The organism is Bombella sp. ESL0378 (genome assembly GCF_009725845.1).
Lineage (GTDB): Bacteria > Pseudomonadota > Alphaproteobacteria > Acetobacterales > Acetobacteraceae > Bombella > Bombella pollinis.
Map to the genome: position 1 here is coordinate 144,517 of NZ_WNIF01000005.1, position 13,325 is coordinate 157,841.

Sequence of the window (13,325 nt, forward strand, 5' to 3'; positions counted from 1 at the left end):
CCTATCGCTTGTGAGTGACGCATTGCATTTGGTGTTGGAGGGGTTTGAGGGGCCGTTGGACCTCCTTTTAGACCTTGCGCGCTCTCAGAAGGTGGACCTCCAGAAAATCTCCATTCTGCAACTCACAGAGCAATATCTGGATGTTGTAGAGCGCGCCCGCCGTGGGGCGGAGGCGTTACGGTTGGAGATAGCGGCGGATTGGTTGGTCATGGCGGCGTGGCTCGCATGGTTAAAATCTCGCCTTTTGCTGCCATCTGCTACGCAGGATGATGAGGCGGAAGATGCCGCTGGGCAGTTGCATGAGCGGTTGATTGACCTAGAACAGATGCACCGTGCTGCGGCATGGTTGGAGGAGCAACCGCGCTTAGGGCGTGATGTGTTTGCCCGACCAGAGCCGGAAAATCATACGCGTATTGAGATGGCCCCGCTCAAGGGGGATATGCCGGCTTTGGTTCTGGCTTATCTTGCTGCGCGGCGGCGGAGCGGGCGCAAACGCTCTTATTCTCCACGCGTGGCGCGGTATTGGAGCATCCAGCAAGCGCGCTCTGCACTCGCACGGCTTTTAGGGCGGGCGCATGTGGCCGGGTGGCAATCTTTGGCGTCTGTTTTGCCAGAGCTAACAGAAGGCGGCCCCCTTAGCCAGCGCGCCGCCCTCGCTGGGGCTTTGATGGCTGGGTTGGAGATGGCCCGTGGGGGGCAGGTGGAGTTACGGCAGGAAAATGCGTTTGGCGTCATAGAATGGCGGCAGAGAGAGGAGAGCGGGCATGAGTGAGCGTGAGATGCCGTCAACCATGCTGGAGATTCCGCCGGACATGGTGGAGCATGATAGAGCCGCAATGGCAGTTAGCTTTGTAGAGGCTCTGCTATTTGCCAATGCGGGGCCGGTTTCTGCTAGTGCTATTGTGGCGATATTGCGGGAGCAAGGGTTAGAGGAACAGGCAGATAATCCCGGTGCTGTTCTTGATGGGCTGGCCCAGCGTTATAAAGGCCATGCGGTGGAGCTTCAGGCGGTATCTGGTGGTTGGCAATTACGGACACGCGCTATGTTTGGCCCCGCCCTTGCGCGGGTGATTGAGCGACCAAGGCGGTTGAGCCAAGGCACGTTGGAGGCTTTGGCGATTGTGGCGTATCATCAGCCTTGCACGCGGGTGGAGATTGAGACAATACGCGGGGTACGGCTTGGGCAAAGTATTCTTGATACATTGCTTGAGGAGGGATTGATAACCCCTAAAGGGCGTAAAGAGGTGCCGGGGCGGCCTGTTCTTTGGGGGACAACGCCACAATTTTTACGGATTTTTGGCCTTGCGAGCCTTAATGACCTCCCCAGACGGGAAGAATTGCTCTTTGAGCCGCCTTCCGATGAGGGGGGAAGTGAGCTAGAAGAAACCATTCGGCCTTCATAAGGGGGAGATGGGACGATGTTTGACCTGAGCTGGACGGAAATTGCCTTATTGGTGATTGTAGCACTCGTCTGTATTGGCCCTAAAGACCTCCCCGTGGCGATGCGGACGCTCTCTAAGACGCTTAAAGCCATTCGGAAGATGGGGGCGGAGTTTCAGCATCATATTGATGAGATGGTTAAAGAGGCCGATCTCAGTGAAGCACGAGATCAATTACGAGAGATTAGGCAATTTAGCCCACGCGAGCAGTTACGCAAGGCGATTGACCCTGACCGCACATTAGAAAGGCAAATGGGAGGTAGCCCTCAGGAGGGGATGCCTATGGCACCGCCGCCCCCTCCACCACCCCCGCCTCCGCCGCCTGCACCGGGGAGTGAGGAGTTAGGACAGCCGCGTTCTTATACAAACCCCCAGCCGCATAATGCCCGTATGCAAGAGCAAGCCGCAGCGTTGGAGCGCGCGCCCGCACTCCTCCCCCCGACGACGGCTCTACGCTTGATTGAAGAAGCACGTTATTGGCATCGTCCTGCTTTCTTGCCGCCTGAAATTGCTTTGCATCATGGTAAACGCACGACCATTCTTGCGCCATCACAGCCTCATAAAACGAGGGAGACAGCGACCTCATGACCCAGCATGACCCCTCTAAAATAAATGAGCCGACCTCCCAACCCCTCCCCACAGCAGAAGTGCAGGATAATGGGGCTGTAGAGGATAAACCTATGCCGTTGCTGGAGCATTTGATGGAGCTTCGGCGACGGTTAATTTGGTCTTTAGCGACTTTTGTAGTGGCGTTTTTGCTATGTTATCACTTCTCGGGTGAGATTTACCGCTTTCTGGCCGCCCCTTTAGCGAGCATTATGCGGCAGAAGGGTGAGCAACCGCATTTGATTTATACAGCCCTTTATGAGGCTTTTTTTACCTATGTGCGTGTAGCGGTTTTTGGGGCTTTCTTCCTCTCCTTCCCGATGATTGCTATCCAGGCATGGATATTCATCGCACCGGGTTTGTATAAGAATGAGAAAAAGGCCTTCGCGCCCTTTTTGATTGCCACACCGGTGTTGTTTGTCGCAGGGGGGGCGTTGGCCTATTACCTCGTCTTCCCCTTTGCGTGGAAGTTCTTCCTCTCCTTCCAACAATTAGGGGGGGCGAATCAGATGGGCATAGAGCTGCAAGCGCGTGTCTCGGAATATCTTAATCTTGTCACCAAGATGATTATGGCCTTTGGGATTTGCTTTGAGCTCCCCGTGATATTAACCCTCCTTGTCCGGGCCGGGCTTGTGGGGACGGGGCAGCTAAGGCGTGTTCGCCGTTATGCGTATGTGGCGGCTTTTGCGGTTGCAGCGGTATTGGCCCCGCCGGATGCAATTACGATGCTGGGCCTCGCTATCCCGCTTGTAGGGTTGTATGAGGTCTCTATCCTAACCGCTCGCTTGGTAGAGCCTAAGCCTATCACCGCTGATGATGACGATGAGACCTCATCCACCCTCCCATAATTAAGAGCTTATACGGAGTATCTGACCTTATGCACGACCTTAAAGCCCTACGCGCTGATCCTGCTGCTTTCGATGCCGCTTTGGCACGGCGTAACCTCCCTGCTGTGGCGGAGAGTTTGGTGAAAGAGGATGAACAACGCCGGGCGGCTTTAGCTGCATTGCAGGAGGCCCAAGGGCAAAGGAAAGGCTTGGCAAAAGAGATTGGCCAAGCCAAACGGGCAGGGGAGGATACAACCGCCATCGAGGCCCGCGGTGCGGCATTGCGGGAACAGATTGCTGAGTTAGAGGCCCGTGCGAGCGAAATCCAAGCGCGCATTGATGGTGTCCTCCAACGCTTGCCAAACCAGCTTGATGCTTCCGTGCCTGATGGCAAGGATGAGAGCGATAATGTCGTGGTGCATCAACGTGGGGAGGTGCCGTCCTTTGCGTTTGAGGCCAAACAACATTTTGAGCTTGGTGAAGCTTTGGGGCTGATGGATTTTACCGCGGCGGGTAAGATTGCAGGCTCGCGGTTTGTGATGTTGCGTGGAGCCCTAGCGCGGCTAGAGCGGGCCTTAGGGCAGTTTATGCTCGATGTGCATACGGGGGAGTTTGGTTATGAGGAGGTCACTGTACCGCTTTTGGTGAATGAAGCGGCTATGTATGGCACGGATAAATTACCCAAATTTGCGGAAGATTCGTTCCATACAGATGATGATCGTTGGCTCATCCCTACGGGGGAAGTGCCGCTGACAGCCTCAGTTATGGGGGAGATTCTCACGGCGGAGAGTTTGCCACGGCGCATGACAACCCTCTCCACCTGCTTCCGCTCTGAGGCTGGCTCTGCGGGGCGGGATGTGCGGGGTATGTTGCGCCAACATCAATTTACGAAATGCGAGCTTGTCTCCATTGTCGCACCAGAGGAGAGTGAGGCAGAGCATGAGCGCATGACCCGTGCAGCCGAGACCGTGTTGGAGCGGCTGGGCCTGCCCTTCCGCCGTGTGTTGCTTTGTGCGGGTGATACAGGCTTTGGGGCGGCTAAAACATATGACCTAGAGGCATGGTTGCCGGGGCAGCAAGCATGGCGGGAGGTCTCCTCTTGCTCCAATACGCGGGACTTCCAAGCGCGGCGGATGAATGCCCGTTTGCGTAAGGAGAAGACGATTGCTTTTGTGCATACACTAAATGGCTCCGGTCTTGCGGTGGGGCGCGTGATGATTGCCCTGATGGAAGTGTATCAGCAGGAGGGTGGCAGCATCATCGTGCCGGAGGCCTTGCGCCCTTATATGGGGGGTATTGATGTTATTCGTTCGTAACCTATGCAGGTGACGTGTGCGACCCCTTGTTTTTGTTCCTCTTTTTGCTGGTAGGCTTATAAGGGGCTGTGATAAGTTAACAGCATCATAATTTTTGATGCACCGGGGGTGGTATATCCTCAGTGTTATATTTTCGGGATAAAGTATGACCTTGCTTCGTTCTATGGGGCGTGTGTTGGCGGTTAGTGCGCTTGCTCTTACGTCCTGCGCGTCTTCAGTCGGTCCGCATAATATGCGGCGGGACCGCTTGGATTATGAAAGGGAAATGAGCCGACAGCAGAATCAGGAGATGCTCTTTAACATTGTGCAGCTTCGTTATTCTCTGTCGCCGACCTTGATTGAGACGACACAAATCATCTCGGCTTACACAGCTGAGACGAGTTCTAGCGCGAATATTAGCGGTACGCCGTGGATTCAAGGGGCAGGTGGGTCGCTGGGTGGCTCTTTAGGCTATTCCTATAGTGATAGCCCGACTGTGACGTATCAGCCTGTTTCTGGTGTGCAATTCTCGGTGAATATTTTGCGGCCGATTTCGCCACAGACGCTTCTTCCGTTGATTTCCAGCGGGTTGCCGGTGGATACATTATTGCAAATGACGATGCAATCTATCGGCCCGGCGAGCAATACAACTAGCACGATTGCAGGGACGGAGGGTAAAGAAGCCTCCATCCGCTTTACGTATTTACTGCGCGCGTTGCGTAAATTGCAGGCTGGTAATGCGTTGAGTATCCGTAGCGTTGCCCCTACACCCGCAACAAAGACACAGCCAGCCCAGCCAGAGCGGACCTTTATTCTCTTACCTAAGAGCAGTTCTCCAGAGATTACGGAGTTGCAGAACCAAGTGCGCCAAGCTTTGCAACTCCCCGCAGGCAGCGATCAAGCTGAGGTTATTTATGGCCGTACGGCGGACCATCCCGGCCAGGTGGCAATGGTGACGCGTTCCATGTTGTCCATTTGGGAGGACGTGGCCAGTACGATGGAAGTGCCCAAAAAAATGGTAGAGAAGGGCATTACAGCTCCCTCTGTTGTGCGTGGTCCTAATGAGCCGCAACCAGCGATTCTCATCCATTGTAGCGCAGCGCGCCCGGGTGATGATGTCGCTTATACAGCTGTGGAGTATGAAGGTTCTTGGTACTGGATTGCAAAGAGCGACCTTGCCAGTAAGCTTGCTTTCTCCATGCTGCAATTCATCCATGCGATTGCTGAGACAGCAACGTCCAAGGGGGCGATGGTCACTATTCCGAGCCGGTAAGGTGAGGGTTTAGCGTTGTCGCAAAAAGGGCGTGTTCTACATTTGGGCACGCCCTTTTTTGTGGGGCTAATGCGTTTTGCGTTTGTGATGTGGTTTTTTAGAGCTTAAGTTGCTTTTCTTACCATGGGAGGCTTTATGATGGCCGCGTTCTCCTGCATGGGGTTTTGGGTGATGCTCGCCCCGGGCGGCCCTGATGGCGGCGGGAGGTCTCGCGCATCCGGCTTTGAGTGCGGAGGACATGCTCAATCCATTCATCTAAGATAGCGGCATTTCGTTCCGCCACGATGAGCTCTGGGTAATTATCGGGGAAGCGCATTGCCAGCCACCGCCATGTCACAAGGCGGCGATGGCGTTTTTCAGCGCGTTCTAATTCTTCACGCCCGGCGGTAGAGGCTTGGGGAAGGCGGCCCGTGCCGGGGGGGAAGATGGATTGCCCGCGCGCATGGAGGGCCGCCCATTCCACAAGGCGGGGGATGCCGTTATCGCGTGTGTTGATAGGACACATGGCGTAGGTCCAGCGGGTGGAGAGGTCTAACCCATCTACCCCCTCCAAGGCTGCGGCAATCTCTAACGCTTGCTCCATATCCGCAAGGCGGTAATTGGGGTCATCAGGGCGTAAAACAGCCCGTTTAATGCGGGTTAGCACACCATAGAGGCTGTCTGATTCCATCTCTTGAGCAACGGCTTGCACAATGTCAGCATCGGGCTGCACAAGGGGGCGTAGCTCTAGCATAGGCTCTGGTGGGGCTTCGAGCATATGGCGGATGAAGCTGGGACGGCCCGCCCCTTCTAGCACGCAGACCAAGCCTTCCTCATGTTTACCAAAACGGCCCGCGCGCCCGCCAATTTGCTTGACCTCTTGAGAGACGAGATTGCGCGTTTGCCGCCCATCATATTTGCGCAGCGTGCTGAATACCACCCGGCGAATGGAGAGATTAAGCCCCATGCCAATCGCATCAGTCGCGATGAGGATGTCCGCTTCACCACGGTTAAAGCGTGCTGCCTCGGCCCGGCGGACCTCTGGGCTCAACGCCCCGTAAATAACGGCTACCCGGCGGTTATGGGCCATTAGCTCGGCGCGGAGGTCTAGCACATCCCGGCGAGAGAAAGCGATGAGGGCATCCCCTGCGCGGAGGTCCGTTAAGGCAAGTGTGCCCGCAGGGCGTAGCGGGCTTTTACGCTCTAGATGGATCTCATCAACGGGGTCATTACAGAGTTCGGCAATGCGTTTGACGAGGGGGATGCAATCTGCCGCGCCTAAGATGAACACATGGCGGGCAGGCACCCCCATAATGGCCGCTGTCCATGCCGCACCTCGGTCAGGGTCGCTGAGCATTTGGGCTTCATCAATGATGGCCACATCAACAGGGTTGTTAAATGGGCACATCTCCACGGTAGCGGCAAGATGGCGAGCGGTGGGGTCGATGATGCGCTCCTCCCCCGTGGTGAGGGAGGCAGGCACGCCGCGGCTTAGCATAGCCTCGCGGAACTCATGGGCTAAGAGGCGCAGCGGGGCGAGGGCCAGCCCACTTTCTGCTTGGGCGAGGGCCTCTAACGCTGTATGAGATTTGCCGGAGTTGGTCGGCCCTGTCACAAGCGTGATGCGGCGATTAAGCGCGCGTGCCGTGCGGAAATGCGCTGCAAAGCGGTCTAATGCCGCTACACGCGCGATAGCTGCATTGCCTTTGCGGGCTTGGGGGCTATCATCATACTCTTCATCGCGTTTTTGGCTTGTCCCACGTCGCCAGCTATTGAGGAGCGGGCGGCATTTTTTAAGCTCGGCTGGGTCAAAATAGAAAATCTCCAACCCGTCTGGCTGTTGGTCGCGTTTGGCGATGGGGATGCGCTGTTCTGCAATCCAACGTAGGGCTTCGCGGCGGGAGCAATGCAGAAGGGCGGGGAGTTTCTCAAACCCGACAAGTGTGGCTTCCCAGTCTTTAATTTTCTGTAGCTCGCGTGCGCGGCGGGCCTCGGCTTTGGCGCGGATGTCCTCTTGCTCGCGTGCGCGGCGTTCTTCCTCAAGGATCAGCTCATCTTCAAAGCCGAGATCAACCCCACCAAAGGCACGGGCAATGCTGTGGGAGAGACGCTCAATTTGCGCACCAGAGAGGTACGTTCCCGCATCGGCTAGGTCGGCACGCACATCATCAAGGACGCGCAAGGGGGTATCGGCCATATCCCGCCAGCGTTCCTCCAAGAGGCTTTCCAGCACGGCGGCTTGGCCTTCCTCATCAATGAGGGGGTCGTGAATCCGTTCCGCTGCGAGGAGGACATCAGCTTTACGTACCCAAACCGCCCCGCTGCGATGAGCATGGTTCATCATGCTGTTAGCCCAACCACGGCGGCGGACTTGGCAGAGCGCGTGGAGGAGCTCGGCTTCATTAATGCTGGTTTTATCAGCCCCTAAACGGCGCGCCACTTGCCGGAGCAAAGCGGCACGTTCACGCGGGGTGATGGCAAGATGCGTGCCAAAGGCTTCTTCAGCCTGTGTTAAGGCGAACTCCGCAGGGGAGAGAGGCGTTGTATTGGCGGAATCATAGGAGGAAGCATCTGTCATAGGGGTGTTTTCGGGAGTGGTGGGTAGGGAAGTCAAGCAAAAAGGCGGGTATGACTGTGTTTGTGATGACAAAAGAGGAAAAGATAGGCATGGTACGGGGCATGATGGGTGGTAATGATGGCCTCTCGCTAGTATCACCCCCTTGAGATAAAAGATTGTGACCTAGCGTCATTTTGGAGAGAAAGACGGATTCATGAGCACACCTTATCCTGCTGAATCAGCTCCGACCCCTGTTATTGCTGAGCCATTGACGGGCCTCGTCCCTTTTGAAGGGTATGAGGGCCAATATCGCCTTGCTGTCCCAACGCAAGAATATGGCCATCTTTATCCGGCCACGGTGAAGCAAGTGCATCATTGGACAAACCGGCTCTTCAGCTTCACCACGACTCGCGACCCCGGTTTGCGCTTCTCCAACGGGCAATTTGCGATGATTGGGATTGAGGTAGAGGGCAAGCCGTTATTGCGTGCTTACTCCCTTGCCTCTGCGAATTATGAGGATCAGATGGAGTTCCTCTCCATTGCGGTGGAGAATGGCCCACTCACTTCCCGCCTGCGCCATGTAAAGGTTGGTGATACGGTATTGATTGGCCGTAAGCCAGTTGGCACTTTGTTGCTCGATAATCTCAAACCGGGGCGGAATCTATATTTCCTCTCCACCGGGACGGGTCTTGCTCCTTTCATGAGCTTGATTAAAGACCCTGATGCATATGATCGCTATGAGAATGTCATCCTCACCCATACAGTGCGTGAGCGTGGGGAGTTGGCCTACCGGGATTACATCACCAATATCCTGCCAAAGCATGAGTTCCTTGGTGAAGATGTTGCTGCGAAGCTGAAATATTATCCCGCTGTGACGCGTGAGGAGTTTCCCGTGCAGGAGCGTATCACGGCATTGATCAATAATGGCCGCATCTTCCGTGACCTGAATATTGATGAGCTAGACCCAGAGCATGATCGTGTGATGATTTGTGGCTCTCCAGAGATGCTTGCAGATACACAAAAACTGCTGGAAGAGCGCGGTTTTGAGGAAGGTAATATGAGCCGCCAAGGCTCTTATGTGGTCGAGAAAGCGTTTGCAGAGCGGTAAAGCCGCGCTGTAAAGGCAGGAGTCTTTGCGGGGAGGAAGGCACGCTATGCAGGAATTGGATCTCTTTGTCATTGGTGCTGGCTCAGGTGGGGTGCGTTGTGCGCGTATTGCCGCGCAGAACGGGGCCCGCGTGGGCATTGCCGAACGTCGTCATTGGGGTGGGACCTGTGTCAATCTCGGTTGTGTCCCCAAAAAACTGATGGTCTATGCTGCAGAGACAGGCCGTATGATTGAGGATGCCCCAGCTTTTGGTTGGGATGTCCAACGGCCTGAAATATTCGATTGGTATAGCTTCCTTGCCGCGAAAGACCGTGAGATTGAACGCCTAAATGGTATTTACATCTCTATGTTGGAGAAAGCAGGCATCACCCTTTATACGGGGGATGCCCGTCTGATTGATGCTCATACGATCGAGATTGGCCCTTCTGTCCTTGCACCGGATGCCCCGGTACAGCGCGTGCGGGCTAAGAAGATTGTTCTCGCCACAGGCTCGACCCCAATACGGTTGGACATTCCCGGTGCAGAGCTGGCCATTACCTCTGATGAGCTATTTCACCTCCCGGAGCGGCCCCAAAGGGTTGCGATTATTGGCAGCGGGTATATTGGGGTGGAGTTTGCTGGTATCTTAGTCGGTATGGGCTCTCAGGTGGATTTATTCTACCGTCAGACGTTGCCCTTGCGCGGCTTTGATGGTGAGGTCCGCGTTCATCTAAAAGAGTTGATAGACCTATATGGCATTACGCAACATCCCGGCACGAGCCCCGTGCGGTTAGAGGATGTTGGCGGTGGTAAAGCTGTTCGCCTTGTGTTGGATGATGGCACAGCTTATGAGGTTGATGCTGTCATTATGGCAACGGGTCGCCGGGCCGCTATTGATAAGCTAGGCCTTGATTCTGTTGGCGTAGTGATGGAGAAGGGCCATGTTGTCGCTGGGATTGATGGGCGGACGAATATCCCTTCTATCTATGCGATTGGGGATATTCGTGATGAATATAACCTGACCCCCACGGCGATTGCAGAAGGCCATATGTTGGCCGAGCAGCTTTTTAACCCGCAAGGGCGCACATGGTCGTTTGAGACGCTACCTAAGGCGGTGTTCTTCTCCTCCCCTATAGGGGTTGTGGGGCTGAGTGAGGAGGAAGCGGCCCAAAAGCATGACCTCGCTATTTATACATCCACCTTCACCCCCATGCGCCAAACATTGCCGAAACGGGCCGGGAAGGTGTTGATGAAGCTGGTGGTGGACCGCCAGAGCGACATTGTGTTGGGCGCGCATATGGTCGGGCCTGATGCGCCAGAGATTATCCAAATGCTGGCTATTGCTGTAACGGCAAAGCTGACGAAGAAGCAGTTGGACCAAACGATTGCTTTGCATCCTAGCACTGCAGAGGAGTTCGTGACGATGAGAACCCCAACCCGTATGGTGGATAAGCAATAAGGCTTTATTAAAGGGGTGAGATAGGCATGAGTTGGCCCAAGTTACAGCCCACAACTCTGAGTGCCGTTTTCTTCTCCCTTAGAACAACCATCGCCTGCTTAGTCGCTCTTGCCATCGCTTTGAAGATGGAGATGGGCGGGCCGCAATGGGCGGCTATGACGGTGTGGATTGTCGCCCAGAATTCTCGCGGGATGAGTCTCTCTAAAGGGCGGTGGCGTATTGCTGGGACCATGCTGGGGATGGTGGGGGGGATTGGCCTCATCGCCATTGCCCCGCAACATCCATGGATTTTCTTCTTACTTTTAGCAGGATGGGTTGGCTGGTGTACGGGTATTGCCTGTTTGCTGGATAACTTCCGTGGTTATGCGATGGTTCTCGCTGGCTATACGGGGGCCATTATCGCCCTTGCCTCAGCCGAGCAGCCGGATCATGTGTTCTATATCGCCATGGCGCGCGGCTCTTATATTTTACTCGGCGTTGTTTGTGAGATGGTCGCGGGAATGATTGCTGTACCGGGGGCGGACCGTGCGGCACAGGCGGAATTGCAAAAGCGTATTGCAGAGTTGTTGAGCCAAACAGCCATCGCATTAGGGCATGTTTTACGACGTGATGATGAGGGGATTAAGAGGCTGACGCGGTTGCTTGGCTCACTTCAAAGTTTTAATGACCAGTTAGAGTTTATCCGTATTGATTCCCGCTTAGCAGGGGAAGATGCGGACCGCGCTTATGTCACGTTAGAGCGTGTAGCTCTTGTTCTTGCGCGTGGGGTGGGGCTGAGCTCCCGCCTTGCTTCTGCCTCGCATATTCCAGAGCGTTTAGCCAAGGGGCTGGAGCGTGTTGCTGAGGAAATGGATGACCTCTCCAATTTATTGAAAAAAGACATTCTCCAAGTGGTCGCGGGGTTGGGGCGGTTGGATGTTATGTTGCAGGAGAATCGGGAGGAATTAGAACGTTGCCTGCCGCTGAATGATGATGATTCCATCCAGCAAAGCATCGCCGGGGTGGGGGTGGAAGCCATGTTGGTGGATTTCCGCTCGGCTGTGGAATCCCAATTTGTAGGGTTACAGAAGCGGAAGCGGCATGTCTTGGTGCGGCATCATATTCACCGTATTGCGGATGGGAGGTTGGCCTTTACCAATGCGGTGCGTGCTGCAGTGGCTATGATTTTAGGTGCATTAATATGGGAAGTAACCGCATGGTCCTACGGGTGGGCTTATTTAAGCCTATTGGCTGTGGTTTGCGCCCGTTTCTCCATTATGGATAATATGATCCTAGTGAGTAAATCCTTCTTTTACGGAGCGGTATGGGCGGTATTGGCCAGTATTATTCCCGTCTTTTTTGTAATGCCGCTGACCTCTAATTACCTGGTATTTTCTCTTCCTTTTGCGGTGTTTATGTTTCTGGGCGGGGTGGCTTTACGCTATCCTCCAACGATTGGTATTGCAGCCTCTTATGTTAATTTCTTCCCTTGGGTATTGGGGTTGGATAATCAGGCGCGCATTAATGAGGTAGAGTGGTTTAACCAATCCCTTGCTTTGCTTTTGGCGTTATGCAGTGGGGTGCAGATTTTTAAAACGGTAATGCCATTTTCCACTAAGCAAGCATGGGCGCAGTTACGCCGCCAGCTGGTGGAGGAGATTCGTCAGCTAAAACAGCCTTTGCAAGGTCGTAAGAAAGCTCAAAATGACTGGACAAGCCAAACCACACAACGCATGGAGCAGGTCATACGTTTTGCAGGGAAATTACCCCAGCATGACGTGAATAGTATGGTCCGTGGGACATTGGCGGTGATGACGGTAGGACGGCATCTCATCACCTTGCGGGATTTGGCGTTGCAAAAGCGATTGCCCGAAAATGCGCTACAAACAGGTGAGCAGATGGTGAAAGATATTATCCATCTGACAGAAGCAGGCGGCCATCTTCCGCGCTCTACCAGTAAAGCTTTTTTAGAGGAACAACAGTTTCTAATAGAAAAATACCAGCAAAGCCACAGTACAAGTACAACACGGCATGATCTAGCCGTGGGGATTGGCTCGTTGCGGATTATTCATTTTGAATATATGGCGAGTAGAAACTTCTTCCGTAAAGAATATGAGTTCCTACTCGCACGCGGGCGTAACCGGGGGTAACGCCCTGCTTTTAGAGAGGCACAGGGCGATTAAAAGCCGTTGCCACGCGGGGCAACCCAGCCATTGCCTGTTGCATCGCCCATTTTGCCGCCTTGGATGGGGTTGCTATCTTGATACGCGCTACCGAAATGCCCAAGGTTGCTCCCTGTGACAGCATCTCGGTTAGAGCGCAGATGGGCTTCGTGGTCCGGGTCTGGCCCATTTTCAAATTCTGTGGAGGGTACATCCTGATAACCCGGCGGTGGGGGACGATGGCCTGTAGCGTGGAAATGCTCACCACCATGGGTGGTAGGTGCTGTGGTTTTTTGTGTCGATTTTTTGCTGCTAACTTTGCTGGAGGAGTCGTCCTGATAAGGGGTGCTAAAATGGACGCTCTGCGCAACAGCGTGAGAGCTAAGAGAGGTGGCAAGCCCCAAGGCTGCGAGTGTTGTCAGCCGCATGAGGGGGAAAGAAAAGCGCGAAGCCATATGTGATTACGTCCTGCGTGGTAAAGCTACTTCTAGGGCATTATACTCGCTATATGGGGCGTAATAATCAAGTTTTTTCAGAGAGAAAGATGGCAGATCTGCGTGAAGATAGCCGATTAATTTGCTGCAAACTCTACCATTTGCAACGTATTTCAGCCATAAAACAAGGTGCCAACAGCCTGATCATGCCCTAAAAGGTATGGTAAA

General features: G+C 54.4%; 11 protein-coding genes. 9 read left to right on the forward strand and 2 right to left on the reverse strand.

Features of this window, described 5'->3' with window-relative positions; translation table 11 throughout:
• Positions 1-10: 10 nt before the first annotated feature.
• The 6 genes from GM556_RS02265 to GM556_RS02290 all read left to right on the forward strand — a co-directional run bounded on the left by GM556_RS02265 (position 11) and on the right by GM556_RS02290 (position 5,440).
• Positions 11-772, forward strand: a complete 762-nt coding sequence (locus GM556_RS02265) for a ScpA family protein (RefSeq protein ID WP_370513571.1) — start codon at positions 11-13, stop codon at positions 770-772.
• On the forward strand, positions 765-1,403 hold the full coding sequence (gene scpB, locus GM556_RS02270) for an SMC-Scp complex subunit ScpB (RefSeq protein ID WP_155579153.1): 639 nt from the start codon (positions 765-767) through the stop codon (positions 1,401-1,403). Before GM556_RS02265 ends, scpB begins: the two co-directional genes overlap by 8 nt.
• Positions 1,404-1,418: 15 nt before the next feature.
• Positions 1,419-2,027 (forward strand): Sec-independent protein translocase protein TatB, encoded by a 609-nt coding sequence (gene tatB, locus GM556_RS02275; RefSeq protein ID WP_155579154.1) that lies wholly within the window; start codon positions 1,419-1,421, stop codon positions 2,025-2,027.
• Positions 2,028-2,119: 92 nt separating this feature from the next.
• Positions 2,120-2,893, forward strand: a complete 774-nt coding sequence (tatC, locus tag GM556_RS02280; protein WP_230873269.1) for a twin-arginine translocase subunit TatC — start codon at positions 2,120-2,122, stop codon at positions 2,891-2,893.
• 29 nt (positions 2,894-2,922) lie between these two features.
• The gene (gene serS, locus GM556_RS02285) at positions 2,923-4,188 is read left to right on the forward strand and encodes a serine--tRNA ligase (RefSeq protein ID WP_155572909.1); all 1,266 of its coding nucleotides are present in this window, start codon (positions 2,923-2,925) and stop codon (positions 4,186-4,188) included.
• Between the two features lie 145 nt (positions 4,189-4,333).
• A complete protein-coding gene (locus tag GM556_RS02290; RefSeq protein ID WP_155572910.1) occupies positions 4,334-5,440 on the forward strand; it encodes a hypothetical protein in 1,107 nt (368 codons plus the stop codon).
• A gap of 133 nt (positions 5,441-5,573) precedes the next feature.
• On the opposite strand, the gene GM556_RS02295 is transcribed toward GM556_RS02290, so the two are convergent.
• On the reverse strand, positions 5,574-7,997 hold the full coding sequence (locus GM556_RS02295; RefSeq protein WP_155579155.1) for a helicase-related protein: 2,424 nt from the start codon (positions 7,995-7,997) through the stop codon (positions 5,574-5,576).
• 193 nt (positions 7,998-8,190) lie between these two features.
• Here GM556_RS02295 and GM556_RS02300 point away from each other — a divergent pair, with 193 nt between their 5' ends.
• The 3 genes from GM556_RS02300 to GM556_RS02310 are packed head-to-tail and all read left to right on the forward strand — an operon-like array spanning position 8,191 to position 12,651.
• Positions 8,191-9,084: a ferredoxin--NADP reductase gene (locus tag GM556_RS02300; RefSeq protein WP_155572912.1), complete on the forward strand. Its 894-nt coding sequence runs from the start codon at positions 8,191-8,193 to the stop codon at positions 9,082-9,084.
• Positions 9,085-9,130: 46 nt separating this feature from the next.
• Positions 9,131-10,522 (forward strand): glutathione-disulfide reductase, encoded by a 1,392-nt coding sequence (gorA, locus tag GM556_RS02305; protein ID WP_155579156.1) that lies wholly within the window; start codon positions 9,131-9,133, stop codon positions 10,520-10,522.
• Between the two features lie 26 nt (positions 10,523-10,548).
• Complete coding sequence (locus GM556_RS02310; protein ID WP_155579157.1) at positions 10,549-12,651, forward strand: FUSC family protein; 2,103 nt, start codon at positions 10,549-10,551, stop codon at positions 12,649-12,651.
• A gap of 29 nt (positions 12,652-12,680) precedes the next feature.
• Here the strand turns inward: GM556_RS02310 and GM556_RS02315 are convergent, their stop codons facing one another.
• Positions 12,681-13,118: a hypothetical protein gene (locus GM556_RS02315; protein WP_230873249.1), complete on the reverse strand. Its 438-nt coding sequence runs from the start codon at positions 13,116-13,118 to the stop codon at positions 12,681-12,683.
• Positions 13,119-13,325: the final 207 nt, after the last annotated feature.